Consider the following 18,332-nt stretch of genomic DNA (forward strand, 5'->3'; position numbering starts at 1 on the left):
GTCCGCCCCGCTCCGCTTACCGGTCCCGCCGCCTCACCCGTTCGCCACGTTCCGTGACCGTCCGGCTTTGTCCTGTGACGACGGCTCGGCTAGGGTGCCGTGCCCGAAGCAGCCGGACGGACCAGTGGAGCGAGCGTCGTGAGCGATATGGCCTGGCCTGCCGGTGGACGGGACCCCTGGCCCGGGGCCCCCGAACCCGAACCGGCGGTGTCCGAGCCGCCTGTGCCCACGCGGGCGGGATACGGGCTCAGGGGCGCAGGATCAGCCGGATCGGGTCGCCGCCCTTGGTGTAGAGGCGCGCGACGGCCTTCGCGGCGTCGGCGAGGGGCAGCACGTCGGTGATCGAGCGCGAGAAGTCCAGTCGGCCGCCTTCGGCCAGGCCGATCAGCTGCGGGACGGCGTTCTCCTCGGAGCCGTAGTGGCCGAGGATCTGGTGCTGGTGATAGCTGAACAGCGTGCCGTTGGTGACGGTCAGGGGTTTGTCGGTCAGTCCGACCAGGACCAGCCGTCCCCTGGGTGCGAGGACGCTCAGGGCTTGTTCGCGGACGGCGGCGACGCCAGCGAAGTCGAACCCGACCTCCAGGGCCCGGCCCCCAGTGGCGGCCAGGACCCGCTCGCGCAGCCGGGGGTCGGCCGGGTCCAGCGCCAGGTCCGCGCCGAAGTCCAGGGCTCGCCGGCGGGCGGCCGGGACGGGGTCGACGGCGATGACCGGGTAGGCGCCCACGGCGCGCAGCAGCTGGACGGCGTGGACTCCGCGCCCACCGATGCCCCAGACGCCTATGGCCTGGGCGGGGCGGACGTCCGCGGTGGTAGTGACGGCTCCCCAGGGGGTGGAGACCGCGTCCGGGATGATCGCGCCCTGCTCGAACGGTATCGAGTCGGGCAGCACGAAGAGGGTCTCCACGGCGGCCAGTGCGTACTCGGCCCAACCGCCGTCGTAGTCGACCCCGCGGGTCAGGAGGACGCCGTCGCGGACCTCGCCCGCCTGCAAGAACTGGCTCCCGGCACCGACCCGCACCTGCTGGTGGAGGCCATCACCGGCCCCTTGCTCGCACGGGTACTCCTCACCGGCGAACCGGTGGAGGAGACCTTGGCCCCGCGTCTGGTCGCCCTGGTCCTGGACGGGGCCCGCGCCTGACCCATGGCCCCGTACGTGGTAGGAGGCCGGCACTCCACGCGGACTCCGCTCGCCGGCGTACCGGGTCGGCCCGTTCGTCCAGGACGTGGGGCTGCTCATGCCTCCGCGAGTGGTCGTGAGAGGCTCAGCCCGTGGTACCCGAGTCCAGCGGGAGGGTGAGAGTGGCCTGGGCGCCCCTCTCGAGCGGGTTGGTGAAGCTGAGCCGGGCGTGCCCCGCGGCGATGGTGAGGCCGAGTCCACTGCCTTCGCCTCGTGCGGGGGTGGCGGTGCGGAGCGCTCGATGTGCTCGGGCTCCAGGCTGCGCCCCTCGTTCAGGACGATGGTGCTCTGGACGGGGTGGTTCGTACGGAACCGCACGGTCGCGGAGACGAGAGCCTCCAGACGTTCCGCCGGGTCATCCCCGACCTCCGCCAAGGCTGCGCCACACGCATCGAAGTAGGCGTCCAGCCCCTCGTCGAGGATGGCGACGAGCAGCTCCTGCTTGCCCTTGTAGTAGGAGTACAGGGCCGAGAGGCTGACCCCGGCCCGCTGGGCAATGTCACGGATCCGCGGGTCCGCTTAGCCGATCGGGTGACGTACGGGCGCGGCCGAACACCCGCCACGGCGGGCCTGGCTAGCGTGGACGAGCACCTCCCCTTCCCGTCCCCGAGCCCCCGCGGAGCAGGTCCATGACCACCACCCCCCTCACCTCCCTGACCGGGAACTACACCATCGACCCGGCGCACACCCAGATCGGGTTCGTGGCCCGGCACGCCATGGTCACCAAGGTCCGCGGCGCGTTCAACGAGTTCGAAGGCACCGGGTACTTCGACGGCGAGGACCCCGCCAAGTCCACCGTGTCCGTCACCATCAAGGCCGCGAGCATCGACACCCGCAACGAGCAGCGCGACGGCCACCTGCGCACCAACGACTTCCTCGACGCACCGAACTACCCCGACATCACCTTCGCCTCCACCGGCGTGCAGCAGCTCGACGGCAGCAACTTCCGGCTGACCGGCGACCTCACCATCAAGGACGCCACCCGGCCGCTCAGCATTGACTTCGAGTTCCAGGGCAGCGCCACGGACCCGTACGGGAACCTGCGCGTCGGGTTCGAAGGCTCGGCGCCCATCAGCCGCAAGGAGTACGGCATCACCTGGAACGCCGCGCTGGAGGGCGGCGGCGTCCTGGTGGGCGACAAAGTGGTGCTGGAGTTCGAGGTCTCCGCGATCCGGCAGCCCTGACCAGGTCTCTTGTTCACAGCAAGCGACGGGCCTCCCATCATGAACCTGTCTGATGCTGGGCTGTTCATGCAGGTGGACACCCGGGAGAATCCCGACCGGACGCAACCGGGACCCGCCCGTCCGCCGCTGACGAGGAGGCTGCCCCGTGGACACCGATGAACGCCGCCGCGTGATCCTCGCGATGACCCGCGGCAGCGGCTCCGTCGAAGTCCCCTCGCTCTCCGTGGAGTTGAACGTCTCATTGGAAACCGTAAGGCGTGACTTACGGGCGCTCGAGGAGCACGGCCTGATACGCCGCACCCATGGCGGGGCCCATCCTGTGGAGAGCGCCGGGTGCGAGACGACGCTGGCCCAGCGCTCCACGCGCCATCTGCCGCAGAAGACCCGGATCGCGGCGGCCGCGGCGGGGCTCCTGGGTGAGGCGGAGACCGTGTTCATCGACGGGGGCTTCACTCCCCAGCTGATCGCGGAGGCACTGCCCTGCGACCGCCCGATGACGGTGGTGACCGCCTCCCTGTCCACCGCGGGCGCGCAGGCCGGGCGGCCGCACATCCACACGCTGCTCCTGGGCGGCCGTGTGCCGACCGGGTGAACGACACCACGGGTCGGTACACCTAGACCGTCCTGCGATCCGCAGGAACTCCGCGGCCGGCAAGAGCGACCACGGCAGCCCGTGGTCACCGACGACATGCTGCACCCCGGGCTCCGCCACCGGGCGAACGGCGAGCGTGGACGCCCACACCAGAGCATGTGGCGTAGCGCTCCCGGGCGGCCAAGGATCGCAATGGCTACGTCTGGCACGCCCGCCCCGTCCCTGTCGCTTATACACATTTGACGCTGCCGACGACCGCCGCCGTTCAGGTTCTGGTGGACGGGGGGGGGCGCGCGCCGCGGAGTGGGTCGGCGGGGGCCGCCGGGGAGCAGCTGACCAGCGGACCGTGGCGGGTGGCGGCGCGCGTGCACGGGGCCGCGGGTCGGGCGGGTGTCGCCCCGCGGCGCGCCGGGGCCGTGCCGGACGAAGCCGTCGCCGGCGCCGGGCCGGGGCCCCCGCCTCGGCCGACCCGCGGCGCTGCCCGCGGCATGTGAGCTCCGCGGCGCCCGCCCCACCGGGGGCCACCGGGGGCGGCGCCGCCGTGGACGAGCGCCAGGGCCGGCTCGAGGAGGTCACCACGCTCGTGGCCATGTCCACGGGAACGAGCCCGTCCGCGGCCCCGGCCGCCGGCTCCGGCTCGGCCGCGGGCTCCGGCTCGGCCGCCGGCTCCGCCAAGGCCGCCGGCTCCGGCTCGGCCGCGGGCTCCGGCTCGGCCGCGGGCTCCGGCCCCGGCATCGGCGCCTGGACCTGGCAGCTCGCCCTCGACGAGAGCTGCGTCGCGGTCGCCGTCCGGACCTTCCGCCGCCAGCGCGAATGCCGCCACAGCCTCCAACTGTTCCTGTCCGCCGCCGCCGAGGCGCAGGTGGCCTCCGGAGTCACCTACACCCGGCGGCTGCGCGGACTGCGGCTGCCCGGCGCCGACGACGCGCCGGGGCTGGCCCTGCGCGGGGGAGGCCTGAGATGACCGCGACCACGGTGATCCCGCCCGCCGCCCCGGAGGACGACCACGTCACCCCGCGCGCGCTCGCCAAGAACGCGGACCCGGCCGACCGGATCTTCCGCGGCTCGGCCCGCACCGCCGGCGCCGTCGTCCTGCTCGTCATGACCCTGGTCGGCGTCTTCCTCGCAGGCAACGCCGCGGCGGCCCTGGAGGACGCGGGCTGGGGCTTCTTCACCACCTCCGCCTGGGAGCCGGACTCCCACAACTTCGGTGTCGCGGCCATCCTGACCGGGACCCTGCTCATCGGAGCCGTCGCGATCGTCTTCGCGCTGCCGCTCGCGACGGGCACGGCCCTCTACATCACCGAGTACGCGCCGCGCCGCCTCAAGCAGACCCTGATCACCCTCGTCGACCTGATGGCGGCGGTGCCCAGCGTGGTCTACGGCCTGTGGGGGCTGTTCTTCTTCCAGCCGCACGTGGTCGGCCTGTCCCGCTGGCTCACCACCTACCTGGGCTGGTTCCCGCTCTTCGCGGTCGACGGGGACGACCCGCGCGACCCGCTCAGCCCGAACACCTACTACACCTCCTCCACCTTCATCGCCGGCATGGTCGTCGCGCTGATGGTCACGCCGATCGCCTGCTCGGTGATGCGCGAGGCCTTCGCCCAGGCGCCGTCCGGCGAGCGCGAGGGCGCGTTCGCGCTCGGGGCCACCCAGTGGGGCGTCATCCGCGCCGTCGTCCTGCCCTTCGGCAGGGGCGGGATCATCGGCGGCACCATGCTCGGGCTCGGCCGCGCGCTGGGGGAGACCATCGCCGTCTTCCTGATCATCTCCCCGGTCTTCGTCATCCAGCCGCACATCCTCCAGAACGGCGCCATCTCCGTGTCCGCCCTGATCGCCCTGCGCTACGGCTCGGCCAGCCCCCTCGGGATGTCCGCCCTGATGGCGGCCGGCCTCACCCTCTTCCTGATGACCCTGGTGGTCAACTTCATCGCCTCCTCGGTCGTGGCCCGCAGCCGCTCCGGAGCGGGGGCCGACGCGTGAGCGCCACGACGCACACGACGCACACGACGCACACGACGGACGCGACGGACGCGACCCGTGTGTCGGAGCCAGCGGGCGCGGCCGCCGGAGCCTGTGCCGCCACTGTCCGCCCGCCCGTCCGCCACGACGGCGCAGGCGTTCCCCCCGAGCACCGGCGCGACACCGCGACCCTGCACGTCCGCGACGTCCTCGCCATGGTGGGCGCGGCCCTCGCCGCGCTCGCCGTCACCGCCCTGCTCTTCGGGCGGGTGCTGCCCTTCAACGCGCCCCTCGGCTTCACCGTCGTCCTCTACCTGGCCTTCATGGCGCTCTACGCCGTCCTCGTCTCCCTCGACGAACCGGGCGCCACCGTGCGGGCCCGCCTCGCCCAGGTGCTCGTGCACAGCGTCGCCGCCCTGCTGCTGGTGGCCCTGGTGTTCGTCGTCGGCTACGTGCTGATGCGCGGCTGGTCCGCGCTCGCCCACCTCAACTTCTTCACCGAGGACATGTCGGCCACCGGTCCGCTCGAACCGCTGACCCAGGGCGGGGCGCTGCACGCCATCATCGGCACCCTGGAGCAGATCGGCATCGCGCTGGCGGTGACGGTGCCGCTGGGGCTGGCGTGCGCGGTGTTCCTCAGCGAAGTCCCGGGCCGCTACGCGCGGTTCGTCCGCACCATCGTCGAAGCCATGACCGCGCTGCCCTCCATCGTGGCCGGCCTGTTCGTCTACGCCACCTGGATCCTGCTGCTCCACTTCGACAAGTCGGGCTTCGCCGCCGCCCTCGCCCTGTCCGTGATGATGCTGCCGATCGTCATCAGGGCCTCGGACGTGGTGATCCGCCTGGTGCCGGGCTCGCTGAAGGAGGCCTCCTACGCGCTGGGGGCCGGCCAGTGGCGCACCGTGTGGACGGTGGTCCTGCCCACGTCGCGCTCCGGACTGACCACCGCCGTCATCCTGGGCACCGCCCGCGGCATCGGCGAGACCTCGCCGGTCCTGCTCACCTCCGGCATCGCCACGGGGATCAACCTCGACCCCACCGACGGGCCGCAACTGTCGCTGCCGCTCGCCACCTTCAGCCTGGTCGTGTCCCCCGAGAAGTCCATGATCGCCCGGGGCTTCGGCTGCGCCGCCCTGCTGATGGCGCTGGTGCTGCTGCTGTTCGTGGTCGCCCGCGTCATCGGAGGCAAGGCCCCGGGCCAGCTCAGCCGGGGCCGGCAGCACCGCCGGGTCCTCGCGTCGGCCCGGGACGTGGAGCGGATGTCCGGCCGGCGCCCGGACCCGGACCAGGGCCCTGACGCGGCCCCGGACCCCAACCCGCCGGTCTTCGACCCCACCACGAACACAGCCGGCGGGGTCCCTCGGGGGCAGCTCGGCGGGGACGGGGCCGCGGTGCCAGGTGCCGTGCTGCCTGACGCGCCGGCCGCGCAGGGCGCCGAGCCGGTCCAGGGCCGTGGGGCTGGTGGGGCGGCCGTCCTCCAGCAGGGCGGCGCCGCCGCCGTTGATCCGGGCCCGCAGGGCGGAGAGGGCCCGGCGGGCGTCGCCCGGGTCCATCAGGTCGGTCAGCTCGGCCGGCTCGGCGAAGTGGATGCCGGTGATCTCCTGGGCGGGGAGGCGGATGGACTCGATCCGCCCGCGGGACCAGGTGCCGCCGTCGAAGACGTGCAGGATCTCGCCGGGGAACCCCATCCCGGGCGGCATCCCGGGGGTGTCGGCGGGGATCCAGTCGACGGCGAGGCCGCGCGGGTAGCGGCCCTCGATGCCGAGCTCCTCGTACATCTCGCGGGCGGCCGCCGCGGCCGGCGACTCGCCCGCGTCCACCGCGCCGCCCGGCAGCAGCCGGTCGCGGCGGTAGTCCACGCTCTGCACGAGGACGCGCCCGTCGGCGTCGGTGACCAGGACGACCGCCCCGGTCCACAGCGCGGCGCGCGAGGCCCCGTACTCCTCCGGGGTCATCCACGTGCCCGGCCCCGCGGGCCCGCCGCCCGCGTCCTCGGTCACGGCCTCGTCGGTCAGCTGCGGCATCGGACTCCATTCACCGTAGGGGGGCGTTCACCGTGGGGACCCGCCGCCTGTGCAACAGCCGGGACTCCTCCCGGGTTACGGAGACCACGCCCACCGACTTTGCCACCCCTATACCTCCTTATTACCTGGTTACACGGATCTTGCTACGTTCCGGGGTGCGGACTGGCGGCATGAAAACCGCCGGTCCGACCACGTCACCGGAACGAGGAGAGACCCCGACATGCGACGCGCACCACGTACGGGCACCCGGGCGGCCACCGGCAAGCGGTGGACCGTGCCGGGCGTCGCGGGCGTGGCCGGCGGCGCGGCGGTCCTCGGATTCGGTGGGCTGTACGCCGCCGGCCTGCTGCTGGCCGGCGAGGACGTCGCCGTCGGCACCAAGGTCCGCGGTGTCGACATAGGCGGGATGAGCCGCACCGAGGCCCGCCAGGCCCTGGACCGGGAGCTGGGCCCGGCCGCCGCGGCCCCGCTGGAGCTGCGGATCGGGGAACACGCCGAGCGGGCCCAGCCCGGCACGCTCGGGCTGTCCCTGGACACCGGCGCCACCGCCGAGCGGGCCGCGCGCTCCGGATCGAGCCCCGTGCGCGTGATCGGCCGGCTGTTCTCCTCCGGCGATCCCGATGTGGAGCCGGTGGTCCGGCTCGACGAGAAGACCGCCCGCGCCGCCCTCGACGGGATCGGAGCCAAGGCCGCGCAGGAGGTCCGGGAGGGCTCGGTCGCCTTCGAGAAGGGCAAGGCCAAGCAGGTGGCCCCGGTCACCGGCACCGCCCTCGACGTCGACGGCTCCCTCGGAGCGCTGCGCTCCGGCTACCCCCGGGCCCGGGCCGCGGCGGCCGAGCCCGTCACGCTGCCCGTGCGGCGCACGGAACCCCGCATCGGCGGGCAGGAGACGGAGCGGGCGCTCAAGGAGTTCGCCGAGCCCGCGATGTCCGCCCCGGTCACCCTCACCGTCGACGGCAAGCGCATACCCGTCGGCCCCGCCGTCCTGTCCAAGCACCTCACCGTCAAGGACGACGGCGCGGGCCGCCTCGCCCCCGTGCTCGACGGCAAGGCGCTGCTCGCCGACCCGGAGCTGGCCGGTCCGCTGCGCCAGGCGACGCCCGGACCGGTGGAGGCCCGATTGCGCACCGACGCGGCCGGGCGGGTGTCCGTGGCCGAGGAGGGCCGCCCCGGGCGCCGGGTGAGCGAGCAGGGCCTCGGCACGGCGGTGCTGCCGCTGCTGACCGGGTCGGGCGCGGCCGCGCGTACGGGTGAGGTCGCCACCGAGGAGGTCCGGCCGACGCTGGCCGCGAACACGGTCGAGCAGCTGGGCATCAAGGAGAAGGTGTCCTCCTTCAAGGTCGACTTCGAGAAGGCCCCGTACCGGACCACGAACATCGGGCGGGCCGCCGAGCTGATCAACGGCTCGGTCGTGCTGCCCGACGAGACGTGGAGCTTCAACCGCCGCGTCGGCGAGCGCACGAAGGAGAACGGCTTCGTCGACGGCCTCATCATCAACAACGGCCAGTACGAGAAGGCTTCGGGCGGCGGGGTGTCGGCGGTCGCCACCACCGTGTTCAACGCAATGTTCTTCGCGGGCGTCAAACCGGTCGAGTACGGGGCGCACTCCTTCTACATCGAGCGCTACCCGGAGGGCCGCGAGGCCACCGTCGCCTGGGGCAGCCTGGACCTGCGCTTCGCCAACGACTCGGGCAAGGCCCTCTACATCCAGGCCGAGGCGACCGACACCTCGATCACCATCACCTTCCTGGGAACGAAGAAGTTCGACGAGGTGCGCGCGGTCAAGGGCCCGCGCACGAACGTCAAACCGCCGGCCACGCGGACGGACGACGGCGCGAAGTGCGAACCGCAGTCCCCGCTGGAGGGCTTCGACGTCGCCGTGGACCGCGTGTTCGTGCGGGGCGGGCAAGAGGTCAAGCGGGAGACCATGAAGACCCGCTACACACCGAGGGACAGCGTGACGTGCGGGTGAGCGGGCGCTGCCGCCGCCGCTGAGCGCGTGACGGCCGCGCGGTGTGCCCGCGCGGTGTGCCCGCGGCCACCCTTGCGGGTGAAGTGCATGCGGGGGCAACGGGGTTCGTGGGGGCGGGGCGGTAGGGACGTGTCGCCGCGCGGCCGGTAGACGAGGTGTCCGGGGTCGGCGCGGTCCAGGCAGCGGGGCACTCCGGCCGCGCGGACGAGGTGCCGTAGCGGTCCCTGCCTGCACTCCGCGCAGTGGGTCTGCTTCATCGACTCGAAAACGACCAGGCTCATGTCGATGTGATACCGCTGTCCGGGTCGTATATCACCTTGTAAGTATGGGTAGTTGCGCTTTCACAGAGTCTTCCCCGACCTCATGGCTCGCCCCCGACTACCCCCACCACGCCACCCACGGCACGGTCGGCCTCTGGTCGAAGTACCCGCTCACGGACGTCCGCCCGGTCGACATCCGCCCGGCCGGCCTCGGCGCGGACTGGAACCGTGCCCTGCGCGCGACCGCCGCCACCCCGCACGGCCCCGTCGCCGTCTACGTCGTCCATCTCCCCTCCCTCCGCCTGGGCGTGACCGGCTTCGGCTCCGCCCGCCGCGACGAGAGCGCGCGCCTCCTCGGCGCCGTGCTCGCCGCGGAGCCCGCGGACCGCGTCGTCCTGCTCGGTGACCTCAACAGCACCACCGACGACCGCGGTCTCGCCCCGATCCTCGCGGCGCGGATGAACGCCCCCTCCTCCGGCGGGTTCGCGTTCAGCTGGCCCGCGACCTTCCCCCTGGCCCGGATCGACCAGATCCTGGCCCGCGCCGGGACCGTCACCCGCATCCGTACGCTCCCCGCCACGCACAGCGATCATCTGCCCGTCTCCGCTGTCATACGGTTCGGCCACAGCGCTAGCTAGTGCTGTGACCGGGAAGGTTCACCGGACAAGCCGGTTGACGGAGCCCGCCGGCGCGGGGTTTCCTGGGCCGCGTGACTGATCTTCGTATGGAGCGCGTGCACGGCGACTCCGCCGGAGTGGTGGCGGCCGACTGGCGGTACGTCCACAACCTGATCATCCCGACCCACGAACTGTCGCTCGCCGACGTACGGGAGCGCTCCGGCCGGAACTCCCTGCACGTGGCCTACCTCGGCGACACCCTCGTCGGCTGCACGACGGTCCGGCCACCGGCGGCGGACTCCCCGCCCGCCACCACCGCGACCGCCACCGTGATCGCCCGGGTCCTGCCCGAGCACCGCGGCCGGGGACTGGGCGGCGAGCTGTACGCGTACGGGCTCGCGCACGCCCGGGAGCTCGGGGCCCAGGTCATCGAGACGGTCGTGCTCGCGTCCAACCCGGAGGGGCTGCGCTTCGCCCGATCCCTCGGCTTCGTCGAGTTCGACCGCTACGTCCTGCCCGGCGACACGGTGCCCTACGTCGACCTGCGCCTCACCTGACCCCGCGGCGCCGCATGCGGGAGACGGCGACACCGGCCAGGCAGATCGCACCGCCGAGCAGGGTCAGCCCGGCCGGGATCTCGTCGAGGGCGATCCACGCGATGAGCACGACCACGGCCGGCACCGCGTAGGTCGTCGCTCCCATCTTCCCGGCGGTGGTCCGCGACAGGGCGAACGACCAGGTCGTGAAGGCCAGCGCGGTCGGGAAGAGCCCCAGGTAGAGCATGTTGAGCACGGCGGACATCGGCGCCCGCGGAAGCTGGTCGACGAGCTGCCAGGCGAACGGCAGCGTGACGGCCGTCCCGATGAAGCAGCCGTACGTGGTCACCTGGAGCGGACTCGCGTACTGCAGCGCCGGCTTCTGCAAGACCACCCCGGCTCCGTACGTCAGCGCGGCGACCAGGCAGAGCAGGACCCCGCCCAGCGAGGCGGATCCGCCGTGGGAGGTGGACAGCCCGACGACCACGGCCCCGGCGAAGGACACGGCCATCCCCGCCAGCAGCATCGACGGGAACCCCTCCTTCAGCAGCCAGCCGCTGAGCAGGGCGATCACGATCGGGCCGATGTTGACGACCATGGCCGCGGTGCCGGCGTCCACGAGCTGCTCGCCCCAGTTGAGCGTCACCATGTACAGCCCGAACCACAGCACCCCGGACCCCAGGATCCCGGGCCACGCCTGCTTCGGCGGCGGCGGGACCCGCTTGACGAGCAGGACCAGCCCGAGCGCGACCGAAGCCGTGAGCAACCGCCCGAACGCGAGCGCCCCAGGCCCGAAGTGGGCGGCCGCGGACCGGATGGAGACGAACGCGGAGGCCCACAACAAGACGGTCACCCCGGCCGCGACCAAGGCACGCCGATCGGTTCTGTTCTCCTCAGCCGTGATGTCCATGCGCGCAAGCTACCTCTCACGGACGGAATGCCGCCGTGAGTAAATTCCGCAGCGGTCAACCGTCCGTCAGCAACAGCTTCTTCTGCGGCTTGCCCATCGCGTTGCGCGGGATCTCCGCCACGAACCGCACCTCGCGCGGCCGCTTGTGCACCGACAGGTTCGCGGCGACGAAGTCGGTGAGCTCGGCCCCCGTGACCCCCTCGGCCACCACGAAGGCCACGATCCGCTGCCCCAGATCCACGTCCGGCAGCCCGACCACGGCCGCCTCGCTCACGCGCGGGTGGTCCAGCAGCGCGTTCTCGATCTCGCCCGCGCCGATCCGGTAGCCCCCCGACTTGATCATGTCGATGGAGGCCCGGCCCACGATCCGGTGGACGCCGTCGGCGTCGACGGCCGCGATGTCTCCGGTGCGGAACCACCCGTCCTGCGTGTACGCGGCGGCCGTCGCCTCGGGCCGGCCCAGGTACCCGGAGAACAGCGTCGGCCCGGTGAGCTGGAGTTCGCCGATCTCCGCGCCCGCCTCCGCCACGATGCGCGTACGGATGCCGGGCAACGGGGTGCCGACCGTACCGGGCCGCACGTCAGCCCCCGCGCGCCCGCTGACGGTGATCAGCGTCTCGGTCATCCCGTACCGCTCCACGGGCCGCAGCCCGGTCAGCCGCTCCAGGTCCCGGACGACGGGCGCGGGCAGGGCGGCGCTGCCGGACACGAGCAGCCGCGCCCCGCCCAGCGCGGCGGCGGCCTTCGGTGCGCCCGCGATACGGGACCACACGGTCGGCACCCCGAAGTACAGGCTCCCTCCGGCCCCCGCGTACGCCTCGGGAGTGGGCCGGCCGGTGTGCACCAGGCGGCTGCCGGTGCGCAGGGCGCCGAGCACCCCGAGGACGAGCCCGTGCACGTGGAACAGCGGCAGCCCGTGTACGAGGGTGTCCTCGGCGCTCCACTGCCAGGCCTCGGCGAGGGCGTCGAGGTCGGCGGCGACGGCCTCGGCGGTGAGGACGACGCCCTTGGGCGGCCCGGTGGTCCCGGAGGTGTAGAGGATCAGCGTTCGACGAGTTCGGCGAGGTTCTCGTGGCCGTCCTTCATGGCGGCGTACTGGCTGGTCGACAGCGTGAGGGCCTGCTGGGTGCACTGCATCGCGAAGTCCTGTACGCGGACGGCGGTCGGCCCGATCCCGCGAAGGGGCTTGGCTATCTCTCCCGCCCTCTCGCTCTCCACCTCCTCGCGCAGGGCCCTCAGGCTGGGGGCCACCGGGCCGGGGACCTCCGGGCTCGGCACCAGCGGGCTCGGCGTGACGAGCGGCGGCGGCGTGACCACCGGCGTCGGGATCTGCGGCGTGGGGATCTGCGGGGTCGGCACCACCGGCGTCGGGACCACGGGCGTCGGGATCACCGGCGTCGGGATCACCGGGCCGGGCTTCTGCGGCGTCAGCGCGTCGCGGAAGGCCTTGGACGACTCCGGGTTCTGCTTGCACTGCCACACGCCGTGCGGGCAGTAGTCGGTGATGGTGTGGTAGAGCGGCTTCTGCTGCTCGATCCACTTCAGCATGCGCCGCATGTACTCCGGGTTGTCCCCGTTGCGGAACAGCCCCCACTCCGGGTACGAGATCTCCTTGCCGTGTGCCTTCGCGAAGTCGACGTGCTGCTGGAGCCCGTACGGCTGGGAGATCTGGTCGTCGAACGTCCGGCCGGGGCCCTGGTCGTACGAGTCCATCCCGACGATGTCGACCACGTCGTCACCCGGGTAGCACTTGGTCCAGCCGATCGCGTCCGTGCCGCGGTTCGGGGTGAAATCGAACTTGAACTTCTGGCCGGGCACGGCGCGCATCGTGTTGACGACGCGCTTCCAGTACGCCTTCCAGTTCTCCGGGTCCGGCCCGCAGCGGTGGGTGTAGGTGGTGCCGTTCATCTCCCAGCCGAGCACGATCACCGTGTCCGGGACGCCCAGCGCGACCAGCCGCTCGGCGAGCCTCTTGAAGTGCCGGTCGTACTGGCCGTCCGCGCCCGCCCGGATGAGCTGGGCCACCTGGTAGTCGGGGACGCGGGCCTCGTTGCGCTCCTGCATGGGCACGTTGAGGACGAACATCCGGTCGTCCCGGGCCTGGCGCCATTCGGCCCAGTCCTCCAGGAAGCTGACGTTGCCTTCGATGCCGGCCCACTGGTCACCGGGCAGATAGGTGTGCCCGACCCGGATCTCCTTGCCGCCCAGCCAGTGCGACAGGAACGGGATCCGGGCCACCCCCGGCGGCCCGTAGTCGAGATAGGCGCCCATGGCGATGTCGGAGCCCGCGCCCTGTTCCTCGGGGGCCGCGAGGGCGGCCCCGGTGGCGAGCAGTCCGGCCGTGACCGTACCGATGCAGGTGCTCGCCAGTCGGCGGCGTGGTCTGGGCATGGCGTCTCCCGAGCTTTCCTGAATCGGTGTGCTTACCAAAGACGTTAGACATCAGATCTGACGAATGGCCTGTCCGGGGATCTCCACATAGGCCATTCGCAGGTGCGCACCCTCCTTGCTTGGTCCGACTAGGTGAAAGACACCGTTTCCATGTACGCGCATCCCAGCCAAGTGCCCGCAGTTCTGCTCAGACTCGATCGGAATCCGTTCCACCACGGAACCCTCGGCGCCGTCAGATCCCTTGGGCGGGAGGGCGTGGAGGTCCATGCCGTCGTCGATGCCGGGGGAGGTCCCATGGGGCGTTCGCGCTATTTGCGGGCCGTCCACCCCGGGCCGTCCGGCGGACTCGACCCCGAGGCGCCCGAAGCGCTGCTGGAGTGCCTGACCGGAGTCTCCGAGCGGATCGGGCGCCCGGCGGTGCTCATCGCGATGGACGATCTGAGCGCGATCGCGGTGTCCCGGGTGGCGCCGATGCTGACGGACCGCTTCCGGATCCCGCATCAGCCCGACAACCTGCCCGCCCGGGTGGCGGACAAGGCCGAGCTGTCGCGGCTGTGCGCCCGGTGGGACGTCCCGCACCCGGAGACCGTGATCCCGGCGGGCGGGGCCGAGGCGGCGGAGGCCGCGTGGCGGCTGGGCCTGCCGGTGATCGCCAAATGGAGCCGGCCGTGGCTGCTGCCCTCGGGCACGGGCCTGCGCAGCACCACCCTGATCCACACGGCCGCCGAGGCGCGGCGGCTGTACGAGCGTTCGGAGGAGGCGGGGAGCCGGCTGCTGCTCCAGCGGTTCCTGCCGGCCGGGCCGGACACCGACTGGTTCTTCCACGGCGCCTTCGCCCGGGGCGGGCGCCCGCTGATCACCGGGTCGGGGCGCAAGGAGCTGTCCTGGCCGGTACGGACGGGACTGACGGCGGTCGGGCGGTGGCTGCCGGATCCGGCGGTGGAGGAGGCCGGGCTGCGCCTCGCCGAACGGCTCGGCTACCAGGGGATCCTGGACCTCGACTTCCGCCGGGACGAGCGGGGCGTCTTCCGGCTGGTGGACTTCAACCCCCGGCCGGGGGCGCAGTTCCGGCTCTTCACGGACGCGGGCGGCCTGGACGTGGTCCGGGCGATGTACCTGGACCTGACGGGGCAACGGGTCCCGGAGCCGTCCGGCGGTCCGGGCCGGGTCTTCGTGGCGGAGAACTACGCGCTGCTGGCGGCGGTGCGCGGCGGATGGCGGCCGCGGCGGGCCGCGCGGGCCGGGCGGGCCGGGCCGACAGGGCAGCCCGCGCAGACCGGGCAGCCCGCGCAGACCGGGCAGCCCGCGCAGACCGGGCAGGCCGTGCAGCCCGCGCAGGCCGCGACCCCGGCGCCCCCGGCGCCGCGGAAGGGCGCCCGCCGGCCGGTGCTGCCGGCGGGACGCGGGCCGGCCGGTGCGCAGCGGCCGGTGGTGCCCGGGGGCCGCAAGGCGGGGACGGGACCGGCCGCCGAGCGGGCCGGGCAGGCGGGGCCCGTGCGGACGGCGCCGCGGGTGGAGCGCGGGCGGGTGGCGGCGGCCGTGTTCGCCGCCGAGGACCCGACGCCATTCCTGGCGATGGTGGCCGCGTCACTCGGGCGGGGGCGGGGGCAGTCCCGGTGATCGCTGCACGCGGGTGCCGTGTCCCGCTGCGGGGTGGCGGGTGGGGAGGCGGGTCGCCGGCAGGAGGGCGAGGGCCAGCAGGACGGCGGCGATCGCGTACGTGGTCCGGAAGCCGGCCGGGGTCGTGCCCACCGAGCTCAGGGTCACGGAGGTGAGCGCGGTTCCCACCGAGGCCCAGATCTGCGCGTTGATGCTCAGGATCGTGCTCGCCGCGGTCATGCGGTCCTTCGGGAGGTCGCGGCTCGCGGTGGCCATCGTCGGCATCAGGACCATGCCGGCGCCGACGCCCATGACCATCGAGGCGGCGACGACCCGCCAGGCCGCCACGTCGGCGGTACCCGTCTGGAGCGCGGTCAGGGCCATGCCCAGCGCGCCCGTCGCGATCCCGGCCCGGATCAGCCGGCGCGGCGAGACCTTGTCGATGCGCCGCGAGGCGATCTGCATGGTCAGGCCGACGACGAGGCCGACCGGCGCACCCAGCATCCCCGCCGCCGTCGCGGTCGTGCCGCGCGCCTGCTGCCAGTACATCGGGCCGAGCAGCATCGAGCCGAAGTAGCCGCAGGTGAACAGGGCGAGGGTGGCGACCCCGACGCCGAAGGTGGGGTCGCGCAGCAGCCTCAGGTCGAGCAGCGGCTCGCGGGCCGTCAGCGCGCGGCGGCCGAAGGCGGCCACGAGCGTGGCGCCGATGAGGGCGGGCAGGAACGCGCCGGGGGCGGTGAGGGTGCCCTGCTCGGCGCCTCGGGCGAGGCCGAAGAGGAGGAGGGCGAGGCCCGGCGAGAGCATCAGCAGGCCGGGCACGTCCAGCCCGGGGGCCCGGGCCGCGGCCTCGGCCTCGGCCGGGTCCTGGGCCGAAGACCCGCCGCGCGGGGCGTCGGGGCGCAGCAGCTTCGCGGCGAGCGCCAGCGCCACCGCCCCGACGGGCAGGTTGACCAGGAAGATCCACTGCCAGGACGCCACGTCGATCAGCCAGCCGCCCAGGACCGGGCCGATCACGGGCCCGACGATGATCGGGAGCCCGAGCAGCGCCATCACCCGCCCGAGCCGGGCCGGGTCCGCGCCGCGCATCACCATGGCCATCCCGACGGGCATGAGCAGCCCGCCGCCGAGGCCCTGTACCGCCCGGAAGGCGATGAGGCTGCCGGCGTCCCAGGCGCACGCGGCGAGCAGTGACCCGAGCGTGAACAGGGCGAGGGCGGTCAGGTAGGTGCGCTTGGCGCCGATCCGCCCGATGGCCCAGGGCGCGACCGGGATGACGGCGGCGAGCGCGAGCGTGTACGCGCCGGCCGTCCACTGGATCGTCGCCAGCGGTGAGTGGAAGGCGTCGGAGAGGCGGTGCAGGGCGACGTTGACGATCGTCATGTCGAGTACGGACATGACCGAGCCGACGATCACGACGCCCGCGGTGCGGCGGAGTTGGCGTGTCGTGAGAGGGGAGGCGGGCGTGGGTTCCGTGGATTCCGGTATCGGGCGGGTCTTGTGCCGTGTGCTCATCTCCTTCCGCCCCCCTCAGCCCTGGTACGGACGGCTCGTGCGGGCGGCGCGCAGCGCCCGGCCCCACCAGGTCAGCTGGCCGAGCATTCCCTTGACGGCGCCCTCGGACACGGCGGTGTCGCGCGGCACCCCGTCCTCGCCGAGCCCCGACCACGGCCCGTGCAGGCTCACGGAGTCGCGGACGGTCATGGCGTGCAGCTCGGCGAAGACCAGCCGCAGCTGCTCGACGGCGCGCAGGCCGCCGCCGAGGCCGCCGTAGGAGACGAAGCCGGCGGGCTTCGCGTGCCACTGCCCGTGGTGCCAGTCGATGAGGTTCTTCAGGGCGGCCGGGAAGCTGTGGTTGTACTCGGGGGTGACGATGACGAAGGCGTCGGCGGCGGCCAGCCGCGGGGTCACCTCCGCCAGGGCGGCCGCCGCCCGGGGGCTCGGGGAGCTGCCCCAGGCGGGCATGGCCAGCGGCAGATCGACGTCGGCGAGGTCGATGACGTCGAGCTCCAGGCCGCCGTGTGCCCGGGCGGCGCCGAGGAACCACTCGGTGACGGCGGGGCCCTGGCGGCCCTCGCGGACGCTGGCGACGATCACCGTGACGCGCAGCGGTGCGTCCTCATCGGAGACGGGGGAGGTGGGGGAGGTGGGAGTGGAGGCGGTGGCAGGCATGGCGGTGTCCCCTCGTTGGCGGGGCGGTCGCTCGGTGCGGCCGCTCCTCCGGTAAAGTACAACGTGCGTTGTAAGAATTGCAACGACCGTTGTACTTATGTGGGCGAGGAGTCGAGATGACCGGCAGCGCCAGCAGTGCCAGCAGCACCAGTGCCAGCGCCAGCGCCAGCAGCGCCAGTGCCAGCGGCGGCGGCAGCAGCAGGAAGCTGGAGAAGCAGATCGCCATGGCGAGCGCCTCCTGTGGCGTCTTCGGCCGCGAGGGCTACGCGCGCGCCTCCGTCGACACCCTGGCCGCCGCGGCCGGCGTGTCGACCCGCACGCTCTACAACCACTTCCCGGGCGGCAAGGCGGAGCTCTTCCGCACCGTCGTCACCTGGACCTCGACCCGCGTCCGCGACGCGCAGATCGCCCGCATCGACGCCCTCCTCGACCCGGAGCGCCCGCCCCACCCCGACGACCTGGAACGCGATCTGGGCGCCCTGGCCCACGCCTTCGTCGGCCTCATGTCCGACTACCCGGACCACTTCGCGCTCGTCCGCCACATCCACGCCGAAGCCGACCACGTACCGCCCGAGCTGCTGGAGGCGTGGACGAACGCCGGCCCGGGCCCGGTCGGGCGCGCGCTCGGCGACGCGATGGCGGGCCTGGCCGCCGCCGGCCTGCTCGACGTGCACGGAGACCCGGCCATGGCGGGCGCCCACTTCATGGCGCTGGTCTCCCACTCGCTCGTGCAACTCACCCACTACGGAGTCCTCCCGCTGCCCCAGGAGCAGGTGGACCGCCTGGTCACGGGAGGGGTCGCCGCGTTCCTGCGGGCCTACCGCGCGGCCTGACCCGGCAGGCCGTCGGAGAGCCCCGCCCCCGGCCCTGTACGACCTCCTGCCCACCCTCGCCGAACTGGCGGGCGGCGCCCCGGCCCCCTCGGACATCGACGGGCTC

13 protein-coding genes and 5 pseudogenes are annotated in these 18,332 nt (G+C 73.3%); 10 read left to right on the forward strand and 8 right to left on the reverse strand.

Translation table 11 applies throughout. The features are described 5' to 3' along the window. Positions 1-247 precede the first annotated feature (247 nt). A pseudogene (locus DRB89_RS41025) lies at positions 248-991 on the reverse strand (zinc-binding dehydrogenase); the annotation flags it as partial. Between the two features lie 815 nt (positions 992-1,806). Between DRB89_RS41025 and DRB89_RS41035 the strand changes: the two are divergent. The 5 genes and pseudogenes from DRB89_RS41035 to pstA form a co-directional block, all read left to right on the forward strand. Next, positions 1,807-2,361 (forward strand): YceI family protein, encoded by a 555-nt coding sequence (locus DRB89_RS41035; protein ID WP_112452904.1) that lies wholly within the window; start codon positions 1,807-1,809, stop codon positions 2,359-2,361. A 145-nt stretch (positions 2,362-2,506) separates the two neighbouring features. Continuing rightward, positions 2,507-2,941: pseudogene (locus tag DRB89_RS41040) on the forward strand (DeoR/GlpR family DNA-binding transcription regulator); the annotation flags it as partial. 553 nt (positions 2,942-3,494) lie between these two features. Beyond that, complete coding sequence (locus tag DRB89_RS43500) at positions 3,495-3,917, forward strand: hypothetical protein (protein WP_162688945.1); 423 nt, start codon at positions 3,495-3,497, stop codon at positions 3,915-3,917. Then, a complete protein-coding gene (pstC, locus tag DRB89_RS41050) occupies positions 3,914-4,936 on the forward strand; it encodes a phosphate ABC transporter permease subunit PstC (protein ID WP_112452213.1) in 1,023 nt (340 codons plus the stop codon). Before DRB89_RS43500 ends, pstC begins: the two co-directional genes overlap by 4 nt. Before the next feature lie 302 nt (positions 4,937-5,238). Further along, a pseudogene (pstA, locus tag DRB89_RS45640) lies at positions 5,239-6,084 on the forward strand (phosphate ABC transporter permease PstA); the annotation flags it as partial. Positions 6,085-6,522: 438 nt separating this feature from the next. Here pstA and DRB89_RS41060 read toward each other — a convergent pair. After that, positions 6,523-6,939, reverse strand: a pseudogene (locus DRB89_RS41060) (NUDIX domain-containing protein); the annotation flags it as partial. A gap of 220 nt (positions 6,940-7,159) precedes the next feature. Between DRB89_RS41060 and DRB89_RS41065 the strand changes: the two are divergent. After that, complete coding sequence (locus DRB89_RS41065; RefSeq protein ID WP_112452953.1) at positions 7,160-8,911, forward strand: VanW family protein; 1,752 nt, start codon at positions 7,160-7,162, stop codon at positions 8,909-8,911. On the opposite strand, the gene DRB89_RS44010 is transcribed toward DRB89_RS41065, so the two are convergent. Beyond that, complete coding sequence (locus DRB89_RS44010) at positions 8,878-9,192, reverse strand: hypothetical protein (protein WP_204358183.1); 315 nt, start codon at positions 9,190-9,192, stop codon at positions 8,878-8,880. The two genes, DRB89_RS41065 and DRB89_RS44010, sit on opposite strands and share 34 nt — an antisense overlap. A gap of 86 nt (positions 9,193-9,278) precedes the next feature. Here DRB89_RS44010 and DRB89_RS41075 point away from each other — a divergent pair. Both DRB89_RS41075 and DRB89_RS41080 read left to right on the forward strand, forming a co-directional pair. Then, positions 9,279-9,809, forward strand: a pseudogene (locus tag DRB89_RS41075) (endonuclease/exonuclease/phosphatase family protein); the annotation flags it as partial. An 86-nt stretch (positions 9,810-9,895) separates the two neighbouring features. Further along, entirely contained in the window at positions 9,896-10,345 is a 450-nt protein-coding gene (locus tag DRB89_RS41080; RefSeq protein WP_112452942.1) for a GNAT family N-acetyltransferase, read from the forward strand. Here the strand turns inward: DRB89_RS41080 and DRB89_RS41085 are convergent. From DRB89_RS41085 to DRB89_RS46490, 3 genes are read right to left on the reverse strand one after another with little or no spacing between them, the layout of a single operon-like run. Further along, on the reverse strand, positions 10,338-11,234 hold the full coding sequence (locus tag DRB89_RS41085; RefSeq protein ID WP_204357955.1) for a DMT family transporter: 897 nt from the start codon (positions 11,232-11,234) through the stop codon (positions 10,338-10,340). The two genes, DRB89_RS41080 and DRB89_RS41085, sit on opposite strands and share 8 nt — an antisense overlap. 55 nt (positions 11,235-11,289) lie before the next feature. Next, positions 11,290-12,366 carry an AMP-binding protein gene (locus DRB89_RS45645; RefSeq protein ID WP_343234839.1) on the reverse strand — a complete coding sequence of 359 codons (1,077 nt, stop codon included), beginning with the start codon at positions 12,364-12,366 and terminating at the stop codon, positions 11,290-11,292. Next, positions 12,276-13,625 carry a glycosyl hydrolase gene (locus DRB89_RS46490; RefSeq protein ID WP_112463745.1) on the reverse strand — a complete coding sequence of 450 codons (1,350 nt, stop codon included), beginning with the start codon at positions 13,623-13,625 and terminating at the stop codon, positions 12,276-12,278. Before DRB89_RS46490 ends, DRB89_RS45645 begins: the two co-directional genes overlap by 91 nt. Before the next feature lie 150 nt (positions 13,626-13,775). Here DRB89_RS46490 and DRB89_RS41100 point away from each other — a divergent pair, with 150 nt between their 5' ends. Further along, positions 13,776-15,245, forward strand: a complete 1,470-nt coding sequence (locus tag DRB89_RS41100) for an ATP-grasp domain-containing protein (protein WP_239516648.1) — start codon at positions 13,776-13,778, stop codon at positions 15,243-15,245. On the opposite strand, the gene DRB89_RS41105 is transcribed toward DRB89_RS41100, so the two are convergent. Together DRB89_RS41105 and DRB89_RS41110 are read right to left on the reverse strand one after the other, a co-directional pair. Beyond that, complete coding sequence (locus DRB89_RS41105; RefSeq protein WP_112463746.1) at positions 15,213-16,736, reverse strand: DHA2 family efflux MFS transporter permease subunit; 1,524 nt, start codon at positions 16,734-16,736, stop codon at positions 15,213-15,215. The genes DRB89_RS41100 and DRB89_RS41105 overlap by 33 nt on opposite strands. A gap of 15 nt (positions 16,737-16,751) precedes the next feature. Next, the gene (locus DRB89_RS41110; protein ID WP_112452948.1) at positions 16,752-17,393 is read right to left on the reverse strand and encodes an NAD(P)H-dependent oxidoreductase; all 642 of its coding nucleotides are present in this window, start codon (positions 17,391-17,393) and stop codon (positions 16,752-16,754) included. Positions 17,394-17,509: 116 nt separating this feature from the next. Here DRB89_RS41110 and DRB89_RS41115 point away from each other — a divergent pair, with 116 nt between their 5' ends. Next, positions 17,510-18,226: a TetR/AcrR family transcriptional regulator gene (locus DRB89_RS41115; protein WP_112452947.1), complete on the forward strand. Its 717-nt coding sequence runs from the start codon at positions 17,510-17,512 to the stop codon at positions 18,224-18,226. The last annotated feature ends 106 nt before the right edge of the window (positions 18,227-18,332 follow it).

It is taken from the genome of Streptomyces sp. ICC4 (assembly GCF_003287915.1).
In the GTDB taxonomy this organism is placed as follows: domain Bacteria; phylum Actinomycetota; class Actinomycetes; order Streptomycetales; family Streptomycetaceae; genus Streptomyces; species Streptomyces tritrimontium.